This is a genomic window from Paraburkholderia sp. BL21I4N1, assembly GCF_002973525.1.
Lineage (GTDB): Bacteria > Pseudomonadota > Gammaproteobacteria > Burkholderiales > Burkholderiaceae > Paraburkholderia.
The window spans coordinates 1-20303 of sequence record NZ_PVEN01000021.1; the positions used below are offsets into that span (position 1 = coordinate 1).

At 62.6% G+C, this 20303-nt stretch carries 20 protein-coding genes; 12 read left to right on the forward strand and 8 right to left on the reverse strand.

Annotation, left to right across the window (positions count from 1 at the left end; all coding sequences use genetic code 11):
- Window positions 1-275: 275 nt before the first annotated feature.
- Complete coding sequence (locus tag B0G83_RS33120; RefSeq protein WP_181157151.1) at window positions 276-1391, reverse strand: AI-2E family transporter; 1116 nt, start codon at window positions 1389-1391, stop codon at window positions 276-278.
- A 274-nt stretch (window positions 1392-1665) separates the two neighbouring features.
- Here B0G83_RS33120 and B0G83_RS33125 point away from each other — a divergent pair, with 274 nt between their 5' ends.
- The 4 genes from B0G83_RS33125 (at window position 1666) to B0G83_RS33140 (ending at window position 5633) form a co-directional block, all read left to right on the forward strand.
- Window positions 1666-2880 carry a DUF2863 family protein gene (locus B0G83_RS33125; RefSeq protein ID WP_105511555.1) on the forward strand — a complete coding sequence of 405 codons (1215 nt, stop codon included), beginning with the start codon at window positions 1666-1668 and terminating at the stop codon, window positions 2878-2880.
- Window positions 2881-3123: 243 nt separating this feature from the next.
- Window positions 3124-4002, forward strand: a complete 879-nt coding sequence (locus tag B0G83_RS33130) for a response regulator transcription factor (RefSeq protein ID WP_105511556.1) — start codon at window positions 3124-3126, stop codon at window positions 4000-4002.
- Window positions 4003-4114: 112 nt separating this feature from the next.
- Window positions 4115-4789 (forward strand): energy-coupling factor ABC transporter permease, encoded by a 675-nt coding sequence (locus B0G83_RS33135; protein WP_105511557.1) that lies wholly within the window; start codon window positions 4115-4117, stop codon window positions 4787-4789.
- A gap of 169 nt (window positions 4790-4958) precedes the next feature.
- The gene (locus tag B0G83_RS33140; RefSeq protein ID WP_105511558.1) at window positions 4959-5633 is read left to right on the forward strand and encodes a BspC domain-containing protein; all 675 of its coding nucleotides are present in this window, start codon (window positions 4959-4961) and stop codon (window positions 5631-5633) included.
- A gap of 165 nt (window positions 5634-5798) precedes the next feature.
- Here B0G83_RS33140 and B0G83_RS33145 read toward each other — a convergent pair whose 3' ends face one another.
- Complete coding sequence (locus B0G83_RS33145; RefSeq protein WP_105511559.1) at window positions 5799-6953, reverse strand: M14-type cytosolic carboxypeptidase; 1155 nt, start codon at window positions 6951-6953, stop codon at window positions 5799-5801.
- 42 nt (window positions 6954-6995) lie between these two features.
- Complete coding sequence (gene yaaA / locus B0G83_RS33150) at window positions 6996-7778, reverse strand: peroxide stress protein YaaA (RefSeq protein WP_105511560.1); 783 nt, start codon at window positions 7776-7778, stop codon at window positions 6996-6998.
- Window positions 7779-7835: 57 nt separating this feature from the next.
- On the opposite strand from yaaA, the gene B0G83_RS33155 reads away from it, so the two are divergent.
- A complete protein-coding gene (locus tag B0G83_RS33155; RefSeq protein ID WP_105511561.1) occupies window positions 7836-8345 on the forward strand; it encodes a putative toxin-antitoxin system toxin component, PIN family in 510 nt (169 codons plus the stop codon).
- Entirely contained in the window at window positions 8342-9514 is a 1173-nt protein-coding gene (locus B0G83_RS33160; protein WP_105511562.1) for a pyridoxal phosphate-dependent aminotransferase, read from the forward strand. Before B0G83_RS33155 ends, B0G83_RS33160 begins: the two co-directional genes overlap by 4 nt.
- A gap of 136 nt (window positions 9515-9650) precedes the next feature.
- On the opposite strand, the gene B0G83_RS33165 is transcribed toward B0G83_RS33160, so the two are convergent.
- Window positions 9651-10298 carry a glutathione S-transferase gene (locus B0G83_RS33165; protein WP_105511563.1) on the reverse strand — a complete coding sequence of 216 codons (648 nt, stop codon included), beginning with the start codon at window positions 10296-10298 and terminating at the stop codon, window positions 9651-9653.
- A gap of 139 nt (window positions 10299-10437) precedes the next feature.
- Here B0G83_RS33165 and B0G83_RS33170 point away from each other — a divergent pair, with 139 nt between their 5' ends.
- The 6 genes from B0G83_RS33170 (at window position 10438) to B0G83_RS33195 (ending at window position 16804) form a co-directional block, all read left to right on the forward strand.
- Window positions 10438-12000 (forward strand): 3-hydroxyacyl-CoA dehydrogenase, encoded by a 1563-nt coding sequence (locus tag B0G83_RS33170; protein WP_105511645.1) that lies wholly within the window; start codon window positions 10438-10440, stop codon window positions 11998-12000.
- Window positions 11997-12785 carry an oxepin-CoA hydrolase, alternative type gene (locus B0G83_RS33175; RefSeq protein ID WP_105511564.1) on the forward strand — a complete coding sequence of 263 codons (789 nt, stop codon included), beginning with the start codon at window positions 11997-11999 and terminating at the stop codon, window positions 12783-12785. Before B0G83_RS33170 ends, B0G83_RS33175 begins: the two co-directional genes overlap by 4 nt.
- 11 nt (window positions 12786-12796) lie before the next feature.
- Window positions 12797-13513: a histidine phosphatase family protein gene (locus B0G83_RS33180; RefSeq protein WP_105511646.1), complete on the forward strand. Its 717-nt coding sequence runs from the start codon at window positions 12797-12799 to the stop codon at window positions 13511-13513.
- 20 nt (window positions 13514-13533) lie between these two features.
- The gene (locus B0G83_RS33185; protein ID WP_105511565.1) at window positions 13534-14640 is read left to right on the forward strand and encodes a phosphotransferase; all 1107 of its coding nucleotides are present in this window, start codon (window positions 13534-13536) and stop codon (window positions 14638-14640) included.
- 49 nt (window positions 14641-14689) lie between these two features.
- Window positions 14690-15949 carry an acyl-CoA dehydrogenase family protein gene (locus B0G83_RS33190; protein ID WP_105511566.1) on the forward strand — a complete coding sequence of 420 codons (1260 nt, stop codon included), beginning with the start codon at window positions 14690-14692 and terminating at the stop codon, window positions 15947-15949.
- A 153-nt stretch (window positions 15950-16102) separates the two neighbouring features.
- On the forward strand, window positions 16103-16804 hold the full coding sequence (locus B0G83_RS33195; RefSeq protein WP_105511567.1) for a glutathione binding-like protein: 702 nt from the start codon (window positions 16103-16105) through the stop codon (window positions 16802-16804).
- A 159-nt stretch (window positions 16805-16963) separates the two neighbouring features.
- On the opposite strand, the gene B0G83_RS33200 is transcribed toward B0G83_RS33195, so the two are convergent.
- Genes B0G83_RS33200 through B0G83_RS33215 form a run of 4 tightly spaced genes read right to left on the reverse strand, consistent with a single transcriptional unit; the run spans window position 16964 to window position 20265 of the window.
- Entirely contained in the window at window positions 16964-17440 is a 477-nt protein-coding gene (locus B0G83_RS33200; protein WP_105511568.1) for a MaoC family dehydratase, read from the reverse strand.
- On the reverse strand, window positions 17437-17895 hold the full coding sequence (locus tag B0G83_RS33205) for a MaoC family dehydratase (protein ID WP_105511569.1): 459 nt from the start codon (window positions 17893-17895) through the stop codon (window positions 17437-17439). Before B0G83_RS33205 ends, B0G83_RS33200 begins: the two co-directional genes overlap by 4 nt.
- Window positions 17896-17930: 35 nt before the next feature.
- Window positions 17931-19058: an acyl-CoA dehydrogenase family protein gene (locus B0G83_RS33210; RefSeq protein ID WP_105511570.1), complete on the reverse strand. Its 1128-nt coding sequence runs from the start codon at window positions 19056-19058 to the stop codon at window positions 17931-17933.
- Window positions 19059-19068: 10 nt separating this feature from the next.
- On the reverse strand, window positions 19069-20265 hold the full coding sequence (locus B0G83_RS33215) for an acyl-CoA dehydrogenase family protein (RefSeq protein WP_105511571.1): 1197 nt from the start codon (window positions 20263-20265) through the stop codon (window positions 19069-19071).
- Window positions 20266-20303: the final 38 nt, after the last annotated feature.

A 20303-nucleotide genomic window follows, 5' to 3' on the forward strand; every position in this document is an offset into this window, starting at 1 on the left:
TACGCATTCACTACCGGAGCCGCACCCGCGTCGTCAACATCACAACTACCGGCACTGCTTCGTTCTGCGTCGCTGCATCTGCAGCAGAGAAACGAGATTATGAAGAACTTTCGCTGCGTCGTCAACAGGTTTTTCTAACTTTCCGAACCCGTTCACTTCGCTGAAACCCTTGCCATTGCTGGCTCTCCCGCCTCCCGTGCCCCGGTGTCCGAAGCACGAAAGAGCGAGATTCTAGCGACCCGCGCAGGGCCTTGCAAGCGTTATTTCGAATTTATTCAAGGCGCCTTCTCTACCCGCCCCGGCTCGTCAACAACCGGCACTTTTAGATCCGGCGCAAGCGCGCGTGCACCCGGCACGCCGATCGTCCAGTCATGTAGCACGGTATAGGCAACCGCAAGCAACGTCGGTCCGATGAAAACACCGAGAAAACCGAACGCAAACGCACCGCCCAGGATGCCCAGCATCACCAGAATCAGCGGCATATCGCTATTTTTGCCGATCAGGATCGGCTTGATGACGTTGTCGGACATACCGACAACCAGCACGCCCCACACAACCAGAAAGATAGCCCAGCCAGTCGCGCCACCGTGGTACAACCAGATCGCCGCGGGCAACCACACGACCACCGGGCCGCCTGGTATCACGGATAGGAAGAAGGTCGCCAGCCCAAGCAGCGCCGGCGCCGGCACGCCAGAGATCCAGCAGCCGAATCCAGCCAGAATCCCTTGCACGAGCGCCGTGCCGAGAATCCCGTAGACCACGCCCTTCACGGTGCTGCCGGCCAATGCCAGCAAGTAATCGGCGCGCTCGCCCGCGATCCGCCGCATGCCCGCATTCAACCAGGCAGCAGCGCCCTCTCCGCCGGTATAGAAGAAGAAAGCGAGCACGATACTCAACGCCAACAGCCCCAAACCGTGCGTAACCGCAAGCGCTGCTGCAAGAATCCACTTGCCGGCGGGTGCAGCAAACGAATGCAACTGCGCGATCAGCTCTGAATTCCCGCTGGTTAGATGTTCCCAGAAGGTCTCGATGCTCGAACCAACCAGGGGAATACCTGCCACCCACGGCGGCAGATCCGGCAACCCAGCCTCGAAGAGCCTCTGCACCAGCGCGACGATTTCATGGACATGCGCGCCGAACGCAAAGCCCGCATAGACGAACGGCCCAAGCACCACGATCAGAATGATGATCACGATCAACGTGGCGGCCCACTTGCGCCGGCCGCCCACCGCCGCGGTCAACCGCCGATACAAGCCCCACGAGCTATAGCTGAGGATGGCGCCCCACAGCAGCGCAGTCGTAAAAGGCGCAAGTACCAGCAGCGACCCGCCCACCAGAATGATCAGTGCGAATACCGCGGCAAGACGTTCGATCAGTTGGTCCGATTTCACAATGAATCTCCTGTTGCGCCAAGCCACGGCGGCGAGTGGACACACACTTGTCAGACGATCGCTGAAAGCGGTCAGTATAGAAGCGAGTCAAGCCTCCGGGGGCGCCTTATATCAACCGACCAGGGTCGGCGGGCAACGTGGCCTCGCGCCATGTGGGAAAGACAGAAATCCCCACGCAGAATTACCTTAATCCGCGCTGCGTAACTAGCCAAATAATATGGCGGCGGAGAAAAGACTAGAATATAAGGTTCTGTGCACCCCAACTTCCGGATTTATGCGCTCGCGAATCGCCAAACGTCTCCCCCCCGATGCCGACAAGCTTGTCGGTCTCTCGCTCGCGCTTTTCGCGTCGGGCAGCCGAACCGAAGACCGCTTCTGGGAAGCGAAACTCGACGCGCTGCTGACCAAGATCGTCCGCAACGCCAACCAGACCACGCTGGACGCAGCGCTCGATCATCTGCAGCAGAATCATCCCGATGCTTACGGCGCGCTCGCCGACATGGCGGAAACTCACAGCGAGTCGTTCATCGTCGAGCATGAGGGCGTGTCTTATGAAGCGCTGCTGATCGCGGCACCCGTGCTCGCCTGGACCCGCTACATGATTCCGTCGGGCCCGCTCAAAACCGACGCGGCCGACGCCCTGCGCGCGCATCTGCAGGCTCATGTGCTAGCGGCCAATACGCGCGTGGCCATGGCGCCGTTCATGTACAGCATCGATCAGTTGCCGCGCCATCACGTCGAAACGTGGCGCATCGCCCAGCAACTTACGCAGGCAGCAATGGCCGGCGGCAACGCCAAACTCAATTTCGGCGAGTTGCCGGAAACCTCGCCGATTCTGGCCGACCCGCGTTTCCTGCTGGCAGTGGTGGCGGCACCAGTGGGCGAGCCGACCTTCCGCTGGCAGGAAGAAGAGCATGGCAGCCGGATCGAGCGCGGTCAGTGCCTCGAACAATGGACCACGCAAGGCGGCGCCAATCTGTCGCTGGTGCTGCCGGGCTGCGAGTTCGAATGCCTGTTGCCGGATGCCTATTATTCGGCCTGCCGCGACGCCGACGAACGCGTGCGTCCTCACACGGTGCGCACCGCCGTGCGCTACCTGTTCGATACGATCGGCGCCGCGCCGCAAGAATTGCGCGCGGTCGTCGCCGGTTTCGGCGAACGCCGCATCGACGAATACCGCGTCGGTTTCACGCGCCGGGGCAGTAACGACGTGATCTACGGCGTCGTCTGGCCGCTGTACGGCCGCGAGAACAGCGAACCCGGTATCGACGAGGAACCGCAGGAAGTCGCCGCATCGGACGATCCGCTCGAAGAAATCGTCGCGTTGCTCAAAGATACCGGCGTGACCGACGTGCGCCGTCATGCGGGTCGCTTCGAGCCTGAATATTGCGACGACTGCGGCGTACCGCTCTACGCCGATCCGCTCGGCGAAATCGTCCACGCCGAGATGCCGGAAGACGCCGAACCCGCCCAACCGCATTTCCACTGAACACCATTGAGCATCGGCGCGGCAACCGCAAGACCGCATCGCCGTCGAGAGAAAAAAGCCCCGCCGCTCGCGGGGTTTTTTTACGCCCAGGCTTTCTTACGTCATTCCTCCTATGCCTTTTGGACAGGCCGTCAAGTTGAAGGGAATTTGTCATCATAGGAACGGCAACGCATCGCACTGCACCCGACGCGTTTGCCGGGTGCGCGCATCGCGCCACCTCGCCCGATTCATCTGGAGACATGCATGCGATTCTCGATACTCAACTCAGACGCGGAACGCCGTGATGGGCTCAAAGTAATACTGCGGCAAATCGATCGGCTGGCACGCTTCAACGAAGCACAAGACTGGCGTCAAGTTGAACGCACGCTCAAGCGTCAGTGGCCCGACCTGCTCGTGATCGACTGGCAGGACTGGATGTCGGTGGCGGATACCCGCCATCTGCTCAGCCATTACCCGGACCTGCGCATCGCCGTGCTCACGGACCAGATATCCCCTATCCATGTGCGAGCGCTCATGGACGAAGGCGTGCTCGGTGTGGTCTCACGCGAAACCGATCCTTGCCTGATCGTGCGCGCATTCGAAATGGTGCTGCTGGGCGGTCACTACGTGCCGCCCGGCGCGTTGGCGCTCAATCCTCCGCTACCGCCGGACATCGCCATCCGCCCATTCGACGAAAAAACGCCGCCGCCGCGGCGCGGCAAACTGTCCAGCGTGCTGTCGCCGCGCCAGGAGCAGATCATGCGCTGCGTCCACATGGGCAGCACCAATAAGATGATTGCGCGCACCCTCGGCATCAGCGAAGGCACCGTCAAGATTCACCTGACCAGCATATTCCAGCAACTCGGCGCACCCAATCGTGCCGCGGCGGTCGCGCTCTACAACGGCTGGCTATCGAATCATTTGCAAGTGCTGCGCAACGGCGGTGACGGCACCACGCGTCCGATCATGGGACAAAGCAACGTCGTGCCATTGCGGCGCCGACTGCGCAGGGGCTTTCACTATCCGTTGCCGGTCAACGACACGACGGTTCCACTGGACATGGCAGCCGAACCGAGCCCGCCCTATGGCGACGCCCCGCCCGCCGGACCGTCATTGGAACCGCCTCCGCTAGGAGCGGCATAGCGGCTCCAAATGAACATGCCAGAGGCTAAGCGCGCACGTCGTGACGGCATCCATGCCCGCTGGCATGGAATCCGCTCACACCTTTTCTCGTCCAACGAGTAATATGAGATACATGGGTTTCCTCTACACACCGCTTCCGTTCTGGGTCGCTGTCGGTGGCTGGATCGCCACTGCGATAGTGGTCGCGCTCGCGCTGTGGAAAAATCCTTTCAAACGACTTCAGGACGGCACCTTGCAGCATGTCTGGCTTGCGATCATCGTCGCAGTGTCCGTGCTGTGGGCAAGTAATGCGTGGCTCGACGACGGCACGGTGATGCATCTGCTCGGCGCCACGCTCGTCGTCACGCTCTTCGACTGGGCACTGGCACTGATCGCCATGGCGGTGGTCACTGGTCTTGCGGCCGTCGTCTTCGACGCTCCGTGGCAAGGTATCGCGCTGACGTTCCTCGTGTACGGCGCATTGCCGGTCGGCATTTCGACGCTGGTCCAGCGCGCCAGCATTGCCTGGCTGCCGCGCAACCTCTTCATGTTTATCTTCGGCCAGGGCTTCATCTCGCCGGCTATCGCCGTGTCGCTCACCGCCGCCGCCGCGCTCGGCATTCACATCACGCTGGCCGATGGCTCGATGACCGTGATGCCTGCCGGCTACGCGTTCAGCGTGCTGCTACTCGCCACCGGCGAAGCCTGGTTCACGGGCATGTCGACCGCGCTGATCGCGGTCTACCGCCCCGCCTGGGTCACCACTTACGACGTCCGGAGATACCGACTGGGCGGACCACGCACCTGACTCAGACTCTGCATGGCATGCGCATTCGCGGCGATCCGCCAGACGATCGTCTCGAGCCGCCTCGATCGCGCACACCACGACAGAACAAAATATTTGTGCCAGGATTGAACTCCACCCTATCGCGAGGCATCTTACGTGCCTCATGTCACATTAGCGTCTAACGAACTTGATGGATCGCACCAACGTCCCGCGCCGATTGCTGCGGCTGGTCGGCCGGTTGGCGACACTTGCAGCGAGTCTCTCGCTCATCTGTGGCGCCCCCGCATTCGCCGATCAACTCGAACAGCACAACGATCTCGTCAACAAATTTGTCAATGACATGCATGCGGACCCGCTCGTCGCGGACTGCGCCGCTCATGGCAATTTTGTCGCCGGCACCTCGACCGCTTTCGATCACGTCGAGTTTCCTCCCAGCTCTTTCGACAGCGCGCATGCGTCGGTCACGCCCTGGAACGATTCGTTCGACGAGGGCAAGCAACGCGTCAAGGTCGAAAACATCGTCATCGTCGAAGGGCTCGGCATTCCGCAAGGCGGTGGCGGAGATCCAGCCGATCTGAAATTCCGCTGCGGCTATGTCGGCGCCCAGATGCTGGCGTTCAGCTGGAACGACCCGGTGCCGCCGGCCCGCGCGCGCAGCGGCGAGCCTACGGGGTCGCGCGCTGTGGCGGGCAAGCATAAGAGCGTCAAGGGCAAGCACTCCGCTAGCGGCAAGAGCACGAAGAAAGCGACGACGAAGTCGTCCAAGGCCAGTTCAGGCAAGTCGTCGAAGTCGAAAACGACGTCGAGCAAGTCTTCGAGCAAATCGAGCGCGAAAAAGACCACGACGAAGAAGAAGACGCAGTAGCAGATAGACGAACACCGGCGCAGACCCGGCGAGCCAAGGCGAACGACCATACGCCATTCGCGATGGGTCACAAGCCACAAGCCCTCGCCCGCCCAAACCTCAGCCGCAAAAAAAGAGGCACGCACGTCACACCGTGCGTGCCTCTTTTTCTATACAGCAGCCGCCTTAAGCAAACGTCTCCACGTGCCGCAAAATCGCCTGCAGCATGGCCGCGCCTAGCGACGCGCTACGATCGCCGTTCCAGCCGACGCGCTCGTCGGGCAGATTGGCGTTGTCCTTGAACGGCATTTCCAGCGTTAGCGACAGGCAGCCGAATTCATTGCCGATGTACTTCGACGCCAGCTTCAACGCGTCCTCGCGATACTTGCTCGCGGCATAGCCATACTTGTCCTGGAAGTCCGGGCTCGCCTGCTTGAACGCTTCGATGAACGCCTTCTGCTCCTCGCCCTGCCGTTCGGTAAATCCCGGCAGCATTTCGGAGCCGGCCACGAACACATAGGGCAGCGCCTCGTCGCCGTGAATGTCGAAGAACAGGTCGCAACCCACGGCGTGAATCGCGTCTCGCACCACCAGCACTTCAGGGCTGCGCGCGGCGTCCGGCTCCATCCATTCGCGATTCAGGTTCGCACCGGCCGCGTTGGTGCGCAGATTGCCGTGCACGCTGCCGTCCGGATTCATGTTCGGCACGATATAAAACACCGCGTGATCGTAGAGCTTGCGCGCGACCGGATCGCCCGCCCAATCGCCCCAGCCCGCGAGCCGCTTCACCAGACCTTCGATAAACCATTCGGCCATCGTCTCGCCCGGATGCTGGCGTGCGATCAGCCAGATTTTCTTCTTCGGCGTGTCGCCGGTTTCCGGCGTGCCGAGCGTGAGCAGCGACATGGGCCGGCCTTCGACGGTCGTGCCCAATTCGGTCAGCGCGGCCTGCGGCAACTGCTGCACCGCGCCGAGAAACTCCGAATGGCGCTCCTCGCTATACGGCTCGAAATACGCGTAATAGATGCGGTCGAAATCCGGCGTGTGATCGATCGTCAGCACGCGGCCGTCGTACGAGGTCGGTACGCGAAACCAGTTCACCCGGTCATAGCTCGCAACCGCCTGATAGTCGCGCCAACCTTCGGCGAACGCGCACGCGGCGGCATTCTCGAACGTCATCACGCAGCGCTCGCCCGCCGCGCCGGACACACGGAAATAAAACCACTGCGCGAATTCGGCGTGGCTGTCCGGCCGCACGCGCAGACGGATGTTGCCCGCGTCTTCGCAAGACAGGACTTCGATCGCGCCGGCGTCGAAGTGACTCGTGATGGATAACGTCATGGTGTTCTTCCCTACTGGTTGCACCGCGAAACGCTTCAACGCTTATTCAGCGACGCGGCGGCGGAATACGTAAGTGGAATCGTTCGATGCCGCGGCGTCGAACGCATAACCTTCGGAGTCGAACGCCTTGAGTTGTTCAGGCCTGTCGAGACGGTTTTCCACCGCATAGCGCGCCATCAGGCCGCGCGCGCGCTTTGCATGGAAGCTGATGATCTTGTAGCGGCCGCCTTTCCAGTCCTCGAACACGGGCGTGACGACCGGCGCGTCGAGCAGCTTCGGTTTGACCGACTTGAAATATTCGCCCGAGGCGCAATTCACCAGCACCTGGGATGCTGCGGCGTTTTTCTTGAACTGCGCATTCAGGGCCTGCGTGATCCGCTCGCCCCAGAATGCGTACAGATCCTTACCGCGCGGATTGGCGAAGCGCGTGCCCATTTCGAGCCGGTACGGTTGCAGCAGATCGAGCGGACGCAATAGGCCGTAGAGGCCCGACAGCACCCGCACGTGGCTCTGCGCATAGTCCAGATCGGCCGACGACAAGGTCTTCGCGTTGAAGCCCTCGTACACGTCGCCATTGAACGCGAGCACCGCCTGCTTGGCGTTGCGCGTATCGAACTTCGGCGACCACTCCGCGTAACGCTGGAAGTTCAGATGCGCGAGCTGATCCGAGATGTCCATCAACGAAGCGATCTGCTGCGGCGACAAACGACGCAATCCGCCGATCAATTCGGCCGCTTCGTCGACAAAATCGGGGATGGTGTGTTTTTTGACGTGCGGTGGGGTTTCGTAGTCGAGCGATTTCGCCGGCGACAGAACGATTATCATAGAGGCTTGCAGGCACGCCGTGCCTGGCGGTCAAAGACGAAAGCCAGATTGTAACGAATGCCCGGTTCCCATGCCTCACACGGCGCTTTGCGCGTCGTCCTCGATTCCAATGTGTGGATCGATATTCTCGTGTTCGACGACCCGCATACGCGGCCGATTCGCGCCGCGCTCGAAAGCGGCACGCTGGTCGCGCTGATCGACGCGCGCTGCCTCGGCGAACTCGCCTACGTGCTCGACTATCCGCAATTCGTGCATCGAAACGTGGATAAAGCCGCCGCGCTTGCGATCGTCGCGCAGCTTTCGCAGTGGGTCGAAACCGCCGCGCCGGCTGAAGACGCCAGGCCTTTGCCCAAATGCAAAGACCGCGACGACCAGAAGTTTCTCGAACTCGCCCATGCCGCGCAGGCCGACTGGCTGGTCTCGAAAGACCGCGCGGTGTTGAAGCTCGCGAAACGGATCGCGCGCGATTTCGGCTTCCAGATCGCGCAGCCCGCGCCGTTCGTCGACGCGATTGCTGTTTCGGCTCAACCGCTCACTCACTCCATCACGCTCCGGACAGCGCCATGAATGCACCGCACGACACGCCCACGAGTCCTTCGTTTCCGTCCCGCCTGCCGAACGTCGGCACGACGATTTTCACCGTGATGAGCGCGCTCGCCGCCGAAAAAGGCGCGGTGAATCTGGGTCAGGGCTTTCCCGATTTCGGCTGCGATCCGCGCATTGTCGACGCGGTCTCGAACGCCATGCGCGACGGCCATAATCAGTACCCGCCCATGGCCGGTGCGGCGCCGCTGCGTCAGGCGATTTCGGACAAGCTCGCTACACTGTATGGCCGCCGCTACGACGCCAACACGGAGATCACCGTGACCGCGGGCGCCACGCAGGCGTTGCTGACCGCGATTCTGTGCACGGTCCACCCGGGCGACGAAGTCGTGGTGATCGAACCGAATTACGACAGCTACGTGCCGTCCATCGAACTGGCCGGCGGCAAGCCGGTGTTCGTCACGCTGGAAGCCCCCGACTACGCGATTCCGTTCGACAAACTCGCCGCCGCGATCACGCCGAAAACGCGCCTGCTGCTGATCAACACGCCGCACAATCCGACCGGCACGGTCTGGCGCGAGCAAGACATGCGCAAGCTCGAAGAGATCGTGCGCGGCACCAACGTGCTGATCCTCTCCGACGAAGTGTACGAACACATGGTGTTCGACGGCGCGCCGCACGAAAGCATGGCCCGTTACCCCGAGCTGGCGCAGCGCAGTTTCGTGGTGTCGAGTTTCGGCAAGACCTATCACGTGACGGGCTGGAAAGTCGGCTACGTGGCCGCGCCGGCCGCGCTCATGGCCGAGTTCCGCAAAGTGCATCAGTTCAACGTATTCACGGTCAATACGCCGATGCAGATCGGTCTCGCCGAGTACATGAAAGACCCGGCGCCGTATCTCGACCTACCCGCGTTTTATCAGCAGAAGCGCGACTTCTTCCGTGCGGGTCTCGCGAACTCGCGCTTCAAGCTGCTGCCGTGTACGGGCACCTACTTCCAGTGCGTCGACTATTCGGCCATCAGCGATTTGCCCGAAGCCGAGTTCGCCCAATGGCTGACCGGCGAGATCGGCGTCGCGGCCATTCCGGTCTCGGCGTTCTATCACGAGGCGCATGAATCGGGCGTGGTGCGCTTCTGCTTCGCCAAGCAGGAGAGCACCCTCGCCACCGCGCTCGAACGGCTGGCGCGGCTCTAGGACGCCCCGCGCGATGCCGCGAACGACACCACGTTCCCCGCTATCGCGCGCCGCGGCCAGAACGGCGTGCACGGCACGCCGTCACACGCTCAGGCGGCACTGCACCGCAGCGGGTTTGAATCAGCCGTACACCGCATCAAGCCGGGCGCGACGCCGCGACATAGGCCTTGCGGTCGTCGGTGATGCGTTGCGCAGCCGGCCGGGAACTGATCGCCTTCACATAGCTTTTCCAATCGACGCCGGCATCGAGCAGCAAATCGCGGCCGTAAATGGTTTGCGTCGCCATGCCCACCAGCGGCAAGCTCACGAACCCCGCCGCGTCGGCCACGCTGAAACGCTCGCCGTTCAGATACGGCCCGAACTTCGCGATCCGTTTGAAGCCGGTAATGTGATACGCCAGCAGTTTCTCGACACGCCCTTTGGTCGCGTCCGTCACAGTGCCGCCAAAGAACGCTTCCTTGTAGAGATTGCGCGCGGTCAACTCGAGATGCACGTCGACGAACGTGATCAGTTCGCGCTCCTTCGCCGCTCCCCATGGATCGGCGGAGAAAATCGCCTTGTCGGGAAAGCGCGCGGCCAGATATTCCACAATGCATTGCGACTCGCACAGGTCGCCATCTTCGGTCTGCAGATATGGCACCTTGCCGAGCGGCGAATGTGCCAGCACGGCTTCGTCCTGGCTCGGCTTCACGAACACTTCCTCGAACGGAATGCCGTGTTCGAGGAGCACGAACTTCACTTTGTTGTAATAGTTAGAGAGCGCGAAACCGCACAGCTTGATCATCGGGTGTCTCCTTTCTTTGAGTTGGTGCGACCGTGCATCGACGCATCGGTATCCATGTCAAAGCCGCGACCTTCGAACAATCATCCAGTAAATTGCACGATCGTGCTATTCTAAAATAACCATGGAGTCGAGCATCACAATGACCTCTCGCAATTTCAGTATCGAGACTATCGGCATTGTCGGAACCGGAGCAATGGGGCGCGGCATCGCACAGATTGCCGCGCTGGCCGGCCTCACGGTGCGTCTGTACGACACCAACCCTGCCGCGATCGGCGCCGCGCGCGATTACCTCGCCGAGACTTTCGCCAAATTAACGGCCAAAGGCAAGCTCGATCAGGCCCGCTCGCTCGCCGCGCTGGCGAACGTGAGCGGCGCGCAAACCATCGGCGACCTCGCCGGCTGCGACCTCGTCGTCGAGGCGATCGTCGAGAAACTCGACGTGAAACAGGCGTTATTCCGCGAACTCGAGACGGTGGTCAGCGGCCGTTGCGTGCTGGCGTCGAATACGTCGTCGCTGTCGATCACCGCGATTGCCGCCACGTGTGCCGATCCGTCCCGCGTGGTCGGCTACCACTTCTTCAATCCCGTCCCGCTCATGAAGGTCGTCGAAGTGATCGACGGTCTGCGCGGCGCCCCCGCCGCCGGCGACGCGTTGATGGATCTCGCCCGACGCATGGGGCACACGCCGGTGCGCGCGAAAGACATGCCGGGCTTCATCGTCAATCACGCGGGTCGCGGTATGAATACCGAAGGCTTGCGCGTGGCGGGCGAAGGTGTCGCGAGCTTTGCCAAAATCGACCGCATCATGCGCGAGCAGGCGGGTTTCCGGCTCGGGCCGTTCGAGTTGCTCGACCTGACCGCGCTGGACGTGTCGCATCCGGTAATGGAGTCGATCTACCATCAGTTCTATGAAGAGGCGCGCTTCACGCCGTCGCCGATCACAGCCACGAGACTCGCGGGCGGACTGCTCGGCCGCAAGACCGGCGAAGGTTTTTATCGTTACGAAGACGGCAAGCAGCAGGTGCCCGCCGAAGCGCCCGCGCCCTCGGCCTTGCCGGCCAGCGTGTGGGTCAGCCAGCGTTATCCGCAAGCGCGTGAAGCCGTCGTTCAACTGATCGGCCAGGCCGGCGTGACACTCGACGAAGGCGCGACACCCGCCGCCGACTCGTTGATCGTGGTCACGCCGTTCGGTCACGACGCGACCACAGCCGCAGTCGACGAAGCCCTCGACGCCCGTCGCGTCGTCGCGATCGACGCCCTCTTCCCGCTGCTGGCAGCGCAACGCCGCACGCTGATGACAACGCCCGCCACCACGCGCGCCGCGCGCGACGCCGCCCACGCTCTATTCGCCGCCGACGGCGTGCCAGTCACCGTGATCCGCGACTCGACCGGCTTCGTCGCGCAGCGCGTCGTGGCAACGATCGTCAACATCGGCTGCGATATCGCGCAGAAGCAGATCGCCACGCCCGACGATATCGATCTCGCGGTGACGCTCGGCCTCGGTTATCCGCGCGGCCCGCTCGCACTGGGAGATGCGCTCGGTTCGAGCACGATCCTCACCATCTTGCGCAACATGTTCAGCGTGCTCGGCGACCCGCGTTATCGTCCGTCGCCGTGGCTGGCGCGGCGCGCGCAACTGGGCCTGTCGCTGACGCAACGCGACGCCGCAGACACGCAAACGCAACCGGAGACCCAACAATGAGCGCCGAACTGCTGACCTCGCGCCCGACCGAAAGCGAATCGACGCTGGTCCTCACGCTGTCGAACCCCGGCGCGCGCAACGCGCTGCATCCGGACATGTACGCAGCCGGCATCGAAGCGCTCGATTCGGCGGAACGCGATCCGTCGATCCGCGCCGTGGTGATTACCGGCGCCGACAACTTTTTCTGCGCGGGCGGCAATCTGAACCGCCTGCTGGAAAACCGCGCAAAAGATCCGTCCGTGCAAGCCGAAAGCATCGATCTGCTGGGCGAATGGATTTCGGCATTGCGGCTCTCGTCGAAACCGGTGATCGCCGCCGTCGACGGCGCGGCGGCCGGTGCAGGCTTCTCGCTCGCGCTTGCGTGCGACCTGATCGTCGCCGCCGACGACGCCAAATTCGTCATGTCCTACGCACGCGTCGGCCTGACGCCCGACGGCGGCGGCTCATGGTTCCTCGCCCAGGCGCTGCCGCGTCAACTGGCCACTGAAGTGCTGATCGAAGGCAAACCGATCGGCGCCGCGCGTTTGCACGAACTCGGTGTCGTCAACAAGCTGGCCAAAACGGGCGCCGTGCGCGACGCCGCCGTGGCGTGGGCCGACGAACTCGGCAAGATTTCGCCCAACTCGATCGCGCGTATCAAGGGTTTGATCGGCGCGGCAGGCGCGCAACCGCTGGCCGAGCATCTGGTCGCGGAGCGCGACAGCTTCGTCGCGTCGCTGCATCACCGCGATGGTCTGGAAGGCATCTCCGCGTTCCTCGAAAAGCGCGCGCCGATTTACAAATGAGCGCAGCGACCATGCCCGACTATCAATTGCCCAAACGCCGCCGCATCTTCCTGATGCGGCACGGCGACGTCACCTACTTCGACGATTCCGGCCGCGCGATCGATCCCGAAACCGTGCCGCTGAATGCCAACGGCCGCGAGCAGGCCAGCGCGGCGGGCCGCGTGTTCGCCGAACAGCAGGTTCGTTTCGACCGCGTGATCGTGAGCGGCTTGCCGCGCACCGTCGAAACCGCGCAGCGCGTGCTGGCGCAAACGCAGCAGCCGATCGAACTCGAAGTCGAACCGGCGTGGCAGGAAATTCGCGGCGGCAAGCTCGGCAACATTCCGCCGCAGGATATCGAAGCCGCGTTTCTCGGCGCGTTCGACGGCATCGTGCCGGAAAGCACGCGCTTTCTCGACGGCGAGACGATTGGCGCCTTGTTTGATCGCGTGTTGCCTGCCATCGACGCCTTGCGCGCCGACACCTCGTGGGACACCGTGCTGCTGGTTCTGCACGGCGGCGTGAATCGCGCGATCCTGTCGCACGCCATCACGGCGGGAGGTCGCACGTTCTTCGGGCATCTCGCGCAAGCCACCGGCTGCATCAACGCGCTCGATGTCGGCGCCGCTCCGCGCGACTGGGTGCTGCGCGCGATCAATTATTCACCGCCGTCGCCGCTGCATCGCGACGTCCGCAATACGACGATGGAAATGCTCTACGCACAATTCATTCAATACAAGCGTAGCTGAACCCGAACTGGAGGAGACACATGGTGCAAGCCACGCAGAGCGGTGAACCAGAACACAAACCGGATTATTCGGCTTTCGAAGGCACGCGCCCGGTCAACGACCGGCAACGCTTCGACAGCGACGCGCTCGCGGCATGGCTGATCCAGCATGTCGACGGATTTGCCGGGCCGCTCACGCTGGAGCAGTTCGCCGGCGGACAGTCCAATCCCACCTTCAAACTCGTCACGCCGTCGCGCTCTTACGTGATGCGCGCCAAGCCCGGGCCGGCCGCGAAGCTGCTGCCGTCCGCGCATGCCGTGGAACGTGAGTACCGTGTGATGCACGCGCTGGCCGGCAGCGACGTACCGGTCGCCCGCATGCTCGCCCTGTGCGACGACGAAAGCGTGATCGGCCGCGCCTTTTACGTGATGGAGTTCGTCGAGGGCCGCGTGCTGTGGGATCAGTCCTTGCCCGGCATGACGAACGACGGGCGCGCGGCGATTTACGACGAAATGAATCGCGTGATCGCGGCTTTGCACAGCGTCGACGTCACGAGCGCCGGTCTCGCCGACTACGGCAAACCGGGCAATTATTTCGCCCGCCAGATCGGCCGCTGGAGCAAGCAGTACCTTGCGTCAGAAACTGAGCCGATCGATGCGATGCATCGGCTGATCGACTGGCTGCCGCAGCACATGCCGGCGGAAACGGGCGAGCGCGCCTCGATCGTGCATGGCGACTACCGGCTCGACAATCTGATCTTCCACCCGAGCGAACCGAAAGTACTCGCGGTGCTCGACTGGGAACTGTCGACGCTCGGCGATCCGCTCGCCGACTTTGCCTATCACTGCATGGCGTGGCATGTCGACCCGACGCAATTCCGCGGTATCGCGGGACTCGATTGGGCGGCTCTCGGCATTCCCGACGAGGCCGACTACGTCAAGCGTTATTGCGAGCGCACCGGCTTCGAGATTCACGGCGACTGGAACTTCTATCTGGCCTACAACATGTTCCGCATCGCCGCGATTCTGCAAGGAATCATGAAGCGGGTAGTTGACGGCACCGCGGCCAGCGCTCAGGCGCTCGATGCCGGCAGCCGTGCGAAACCCATGGCGGAACTCGCCTGGCGCTACGCGCAGAAGGTGCGTTGAACGCATCGAGCCTAATCGTCCGTTATCCGTTTTATTCGCGAGGTCCTACATGAATTTCGATTACACCCCGAAGGTTCAGGCATTGCGCGAGAAACTGCTCGCCTTCTTCGACGCGCACATCTATCCGAACGAACAGGCGTTCTACGCGGAAATCGCACGCAATCGCCACAACGGCAACGCGTGGTTGCCCACCGAACTGATCGAACAACTCAAGATGAAGGCACGCGACGCGGGCTTGTGGAATCTGTTCCTGCCTGAATCCGTACGCGGCGCCGGCCTGACGAATCTCGAATACGCGCCGCTGTGCGAAATCATGGGCCGCGTGCCCTGGGCGCCGGAAGTGTTCAACTGCAACGCGCCCGACACCGGCAACATGGAAACGATCGAACGTTACGGCAGCGAGGACAACAAGCGCGAATGGCTCGAGCCGCTGCTGCAAGGGCAGATACGGTCGGCGTTTCTGATGACGGAGCCGGAGGTGGCGTCGTCGGATGCGACCAACATCCAGACCAGCATCGTGCGCGACGGCGATTACTACGTGATCAACGGCCACAAGTGGTGGTCGTCGGGCGCGGGCGATCCGCGCTGCAAGGTCTATATCGTCATGGGCAAGACCGATCCGGACGCGCCGCGCCACGAGCAGCAGTCGATGATCCTGGTGCCCGCCGAGGCGACGGGCATCACCGTGCACCGTCCGCTGACCGTGTTCGGTTACGACGACGCGCCGCACGGCCACATGGAAATCACGCTGGACAACGTGCGCGTACCGGTGACCAATATGCTGCTCGGCGAAGGCCGCGGTTTCGAGATTGCGCAGGGCCGCCTCGGACCAGGACGGATTCACCACTGCATGCGTTTGATCGGCCTCGCCGAACGTGCGCTGGAACTGATGGCGAAACGTTCCATGCAGCGCGTGGCGTTCGGCAAACCGGTGGCCGCTCAGGGCGTCACCCAGGAGCGCATGGCCGAGGCGCGCTGCATGATCGAACAGGCGCGCCTGCTCACGCTGAAGACGGCGTACATGATGGACACGGTCGGCAACAAGGGCGCGCGCGGCGAGATTGCAATGATCAAGGTGGTCGCACCGAACATGGCGTGCCAGGTGATCGACTGGGCCATTCAGGCCCATGGCGGCGGCGGCGTCAGCGACGATTTCCCGCTGGCCTATGCGTATGCATCCGCGCGAACGCTGCGTTTCGCCGATGGTCCCGACGAAGTGCATCGCAACGCGATCGCCAAACTCGAACTGGCGCGGCATCTGGATGCCGGCGCGGCGGCTCGTGTGGAAATGCCGGTTACGCGTGTTTGAAGCGGCTTGAGGTTGTGATCTGATGAGATAAGCACGGCGGCGGGCCTCGTGACGGTCCGCGAGGCCGCCAGCAGCATCGTGCGATCTATGCTCTAATTTTCGTCAATAGCGGCGCCCTACGTGGCGCCGCTTTCACGAAACAACGGAGCCACGATGATAGACGTCTATAGCTGGGCAACCCCGAACGGTCACAAGGTCCACATCATGCTCGAGGAGACGGGCCTCGACTACGCCGCGCACGCCGTGAACATCGGCACGGGCGATCAGTTCAAGCCCGAATTCCTCGCCATCAGCCCGAACAACAAAATCCCCGCGATCGTCGACTCCGAGGGTCCGAAAGGCGCCGAGGGTCAACCGTTCGCGTTGTTCGAGTCGGGCGCGATCCTGATCTATCTCGCCGAGAAGACCGGCAAGTTCCTGCCGACCGATCCGGCTGCGCACTATGACACACTGCAGTGGCTCATGTTCCAGATGGGCGGTCTCGGTCCGATGCTCGGGCAAACGCACCACTTCCGCATCTACGCGCCGGAGCCGATCGAGTACGCGATCAATCGCTACACGAACGAGACGCGGCGTCTGTACGGTGTGATGGACACACAACTCGGCAAGACGCAGTATCTTGCCGGCAACGACTACACGATCGCCGACATCGCGGCGTTTCCGTGGACGCGCTCGTGGAAAAACCAGGGCGTCGATCTGGATGCGTTTCCCCATGTGAAGCGCTGGCATGAGGAAATTGCCGCACGTCCGGCCGTGGTGCGCGGTGTGGACGTGCTGGCTTCAGTGCGCCAGCCGGTCATGGACGAGAAAGCGAAGGAAATGCTGTTCGGCGCGACGCAGTATGCGAAGCGATAGGTTTGCGGTGGTTGTGATGTAAGTGCGGTTGCCGCTGTAGAGGCATAAAAAACGCGGGTCGGCATGAATGCCGCCCGCGTTTTTTTCTTCGCGCTCGTGTCTGGATTCAGGCTTCTGCATCTACGCCGATGCCAGCAGATCACGCCGGCCTTGCTCGCCTTAGAAGTAATGCCGCGTGATGAACTCCGCGACGCAGACCGGTCGCTCACTGCCCTGCCGTTCCAGCGTCACGTTCCACACCACTTGCACGCCGGCATTGTCGACCTCGCTGACGGAGTCGACCGCGAATTTCGCCCGCAATGACGAGCCGACCGGCACCGGCGACGTGAACCGCACGCGATTCAATCCGTAGTTCACCCCCATTCGCTGCTGCAGCGCTACTGTCTTTCCGAGCAGCGCCGGGATCAACGATAAGGTCAGGAAACCATGTGCGACCGGGCCGCCGAACGGCGACTCGCGCCGCGCCCGCTCCGGATCGACGTGAATCCACTGGTGATCGCCGGTGGCTTGCGCGAAGCGATCGACGCTCGCCTGATCGACGCTCAACCATTCGCTGACTAGCGGCTCGGCGCCGATCAGTTCACGCAGCGCCGCGGCATCGCCGAATGTCGCGGCAGGCGTCGCACCGAGCGTCATGATGCCGCTCCCGGATTGCGCAGTCCGAACAATCCCTTCGAGCGTACCGTGATCACCGTTTCGCCGTGCTGGTTGATGCCTTCCCACTGCGTCGACACGATGCCGCGATCCGGCTTGCTCTCCGACACGCGCTTGTCGAGCACGATGTTCTTCATCGTGATCGTGTCGCCTACGCGCACCGGCTTCACCCAGCGAATATCGTCGATGCCGGGCGAGCCCATCGACGTGGATCCGGCGAGCGTGTTGCGCACGAGCATGCCCATCATCACCGAACAGGTGTGCCAACCGCTCGCGACCAGGCCGCGGAACGGCGACTGGGCAGCGGCGGCTTCGTCCAGGTGAAACGGTTGCGGATCGAACTTTTGCGCGAAGTCCACAATCTCTTCTCGCGTGAACGTGTGCCTGCCGACTTCAACGCTCGTGCCGACCACCATGTCTTCGAAACTGAAACCCATTGTCGCGCTCCTTGTTTTCCGAATCGACCGGCCAATCAGGCTTCGGCGGTCATGAAGCCGGGCAGCGCGGCGAACCGCGCGAGATGATGATCGACATCGCCCAGCGTGGTTTCGATGATCGCAAGGCGTTTGAACAGATGCGCCGCCGCGACTTCGTTCGTCACGCCCATGCCGCCATGCAACTGAACCGCCTGCTGACCGACGAAACGCGCGGCCTGTCCAACCCGTGCCTTCGCGGCCGAGACGGCCCGGCGACGCTCCTCGGGGTCTTCGCTGGTGTAGCGCATGGCGGCCAGATAGGTGACCGAACGTGCCTGCTCGGCGTGAATCAGCATCTCGACCATGCGGTGCTGCAAGGCCTGAAAGCGCGCGATCGGCTGGCCGAACTGCTGGCGTGTTTTGGTGTAGTCGACAGTGGCGAGATTCAGCGCGTCTAGCGCGCCGATCGCCTCGGCGCACAGCAAAACCGTGCCGTAGTCCGCGATGTGTTCGAGCGCGGCCGCGCCGGCGTGCTGACCTTCGAGACGGCGCGCGGGCGTACCGTTGAATTCGAGCGTCGCGGCGCGTTGACCGTCGATCGTACGGTAGTCGGTCAGCTTCACGCCCGCTGCGTCGCGCCCCACGACGAACAGCGCGATTTCGCCATTCAGCCGGGCCGGTACGATCCAGTAATGCGCTTGCGCACCGTGCAGCACGACCGACTTCGTGCCGGTCAAGGTCGGCTGCTCGCCGGCGCCACTCGCGGTCGTGGCAACGTCGAACAGATCGTAGCGCGCGTGGGGCTCGTGAAATGCCACGGACAGTTTGATCTCGCCCTGCGCCGCGCGCTCCAGCAACGACGCATCTTCGCCCTGCCCGCTGCCGGCAAGACGCAATGCTTCGATGCCGACCGCCGTCGCCCAATACGGCTCGACGACCAACGCGCGGCCGAGTTCCTGCATCACCACCAGCATGTCGATCGGGCCGCCGTTGAAACCGCCTTGTGCTTCCGGCACCGGCAACGCAGTCAGGCCCAATTCGGTGAATGCGGCCCAATGCGTATCCGACGTGCCCGCTTCCGAGCGGACAATCGCCTGGCGCGCCTCGAACCCGTAGCTCTTGTCCAGATAACGGCGCAATGCGTCGGCGAATTGCTGTTGTTCGTCGTTGAAATTGAAGTCCATGCGCCGCTCCTCAAAGTCCGAGAATCATCTGCGCGATGATGTTCTTTTGAATTTCGTTCGAGCCGCCGTAAATCGACGTCTTGCGGAAGTTGAAGTAGTACGCGGCTAGCGGCGCGGCGTCGTCGTTGCCGGCCAGACTATGTTCGCGTTCGCCTTCGAGGAACGGTACGTCGAACGGCGCGGCAAGTGGCCCGACGGCTTCGAACATCAGTTCGGTCAACGCCTGCTGGACCTCAGTGCCTTTGATCTTCAGCATCGACGCCTCGGGCCCCGGTCCGCGTCCGCCGGCTTCATTGGCAACGACGCGTTGCACGGTGACTTCGAGCGCCATCAACTCGATCTCGAGGCTCGCCACTTTGGCGGCGAAGACCGGGTCTTGTAGCAACGGCTTGCCATTCTTTTTCTGGTCTAGCGCGAGACGTTTCAGAAAGACCAGTTCGCGCTTGGATTGCCCGACGCGCGCAATACCTGTGCGCTCATGGCCGAGCAGATATTTTGCGTAAGTCCAGCCGCGGTTCTCGTCTCCGACCAGATTCTCGACCGGCACTTTCACGTCTTCGAAAAAGACTTCGTTGACTTCGTGATCTTCGTCAAGCGTGATGATGGGCCGCACCGTGATGCCCGGGGTCTTCATGTCGATCAGCAGGAACGAAATGCCCTCCTGCTTCTTCGCGCCGCTGTCGGTGCGCACGAGGCAGAACATCATGTCCGCGTACTGACCGAGCGTGGTCCAGGTTTTCTGGCCGTTGACCAGGTAATGATCGCCGACGCGTTCGGCACGCGTGCGCAACGATGCCAGATCCGAACCGGAACCCGGCTCGGAATAGCCTTGGCACCACCAGTCCGAACCGTCGAGAATGCGCGGCAAATAGTGACGCTTCTGCGCTTCGTTGCCGTATTTCATCAGCACGGGCGCCACCATCGAAACGCCAAAGGGCAGCACGGACGGTGCACCGATGCGCGCACACTCTTCGTCCCAGATATGCCGCTGAGTCGCGTCCCAACCCGGACCGCCATACTCTTTTGGCCACGCGACCACCGACCAGCCGCGCGTGCCGAGCAGCTTGTGCCAATCCGCGAAATCCTCGCGGGAAAGACGTTTGTGATTGAGAACTTTGTCGCTGAGCGCGCGAGGCAGATTCGCTTCGAGCCAGCTGCGGATGTCCGCGCGGAACGCGTTATCAGCGGAGGAATAGTCCAGATTCATGCGTAGTGTCTCCTGGCCGCAACCTCCCGCCGCCAGTG

Coding starts and splice junctions, on each gene's coding strand:
- B0G83_RS33125 (WP_105511555.1), top strand. CDS start 1,666: ATGCGCTCGCGAATCGCCAAACGTCTCCCCCCCGATGCCGACAAGCTT.
- B0G83_RS33130 (WP_105511556.1), top strand. CDS start 3,124: ATGCGATTCTCGATACTCAACTCAGACGCGGAACGCCGTGATGGGCTC.
- B0G83_RS33135 (WP_105511557.1), top strand. CDS start 4,115: ATGGGTTTCCTCTACACACCGCTTCCGTTCTGGGTCGCTGTCGGTGGC.
- B0G83_RS33140 (WP_105511558.1), top strand. CDS start 4,959: ATGGATCGCACCAACGTCCCGCGCCGATTGCTGCGGCTGGTCGGCCGG.
- B0G83_RS33145 (WP_105511559.1), bottom strand. CDS start 6,953: ATGACGTTATCCATCACGAGTCACTTCGACGCCGGCGCGATCGAAGTC.
- yaaA (WP_105511560.1), bottom strand. CDS start 7,778: ATGATAATCGTTCTGTCGCCGGCGAAATCGCTCGACTACGAAACCCCA.
- B0G83_RS33155 (WP_105511561.1), top strand. CDS start 7,836: ATGCCCGGTTCCCATGCCTCACACGGCGCTTTGCGCGTCGTCCTCGAT.
- B0G83_RS33160 (WP_105511562.1), top strand. CDS start 8,342: ATGAATGCACCGCACGACACGCCCACGAGTCCTTCGTTTCCGTCCCGC.
- B0G83_RS33165 (WP_105511563.1), bottom strand. CDS start 10,298: ATGATCAAGCTGTGCGGTTTCGCGCTCTCTAACTATTACAACAAAGTG.
- B0G83_RS33170 (WP_105511645.1), top strand. CDS start 10,438: ATGACCTCTCGCAATTTCAGTATCGAGACTATCGGCATTGTCGGAACC.
- B0G83_RS33175 (WP_105511564.1), top strand. CDS start 11,997: ATGAGCGCCGAACTGCTGACCTCGCGCCCGACCGAAAGCGAATCGACG.
- B0G83_RS33180 (WP_105511646.1), top strand. CDS start 12,797: ATGCCCGACTATCAATTGCCCAAACGCCGCCGCATCTTCCTGATGCGG.
- B0G83_RS33185 (WP_105511565.1), top strand. CDS start 13,534: ATGGTGCAAGCCACGCAGAGCGGTGAACCAGAACACAAACCGGATTAT.
- B0G83_RS33190 (WP_105511566.1), top strand. CDS start 14,690: ATGAATTTCGATTACACCCCGAAGGTTCAGGCATTGCGCGAGAAACTG.
- B0G83_RS33195 (WP_105511567.1), top strand. CDS start 16,103: ATGATAGACGTCTATAGCTGGGCAACCCCGAACGGTCACAAGGTCCAC.
- B0G83_RS33200 (WP_105511568.1), bottom strand. CDS start 17,440: ATGACGCTCGGTGCGACGCCTGCCGCGACATTCGGCGATGCCGCGGCG.
- B0G83_RS33205 (WP_105511569.1), bottom strand. CDS start 17,895: ATGGGTTTCAGTTTCGAAGACATGGTGGTCGGCACGAGCGTTGAAGTC.
- B0G83_RS33210 (WP_105511570.1), bottom strand. CDS start 19,058: ATGGACTTCAATTTCAACGACGAACAACAGCAATTCGCCGACGCATTG.
- B0G83_RS33215 (WP_105511571.1), bottom strand. CDS start 20,265: ATGAATCTGGACTATTCCTCCGCTGATAACGCGTTCCGCGCGGACATC.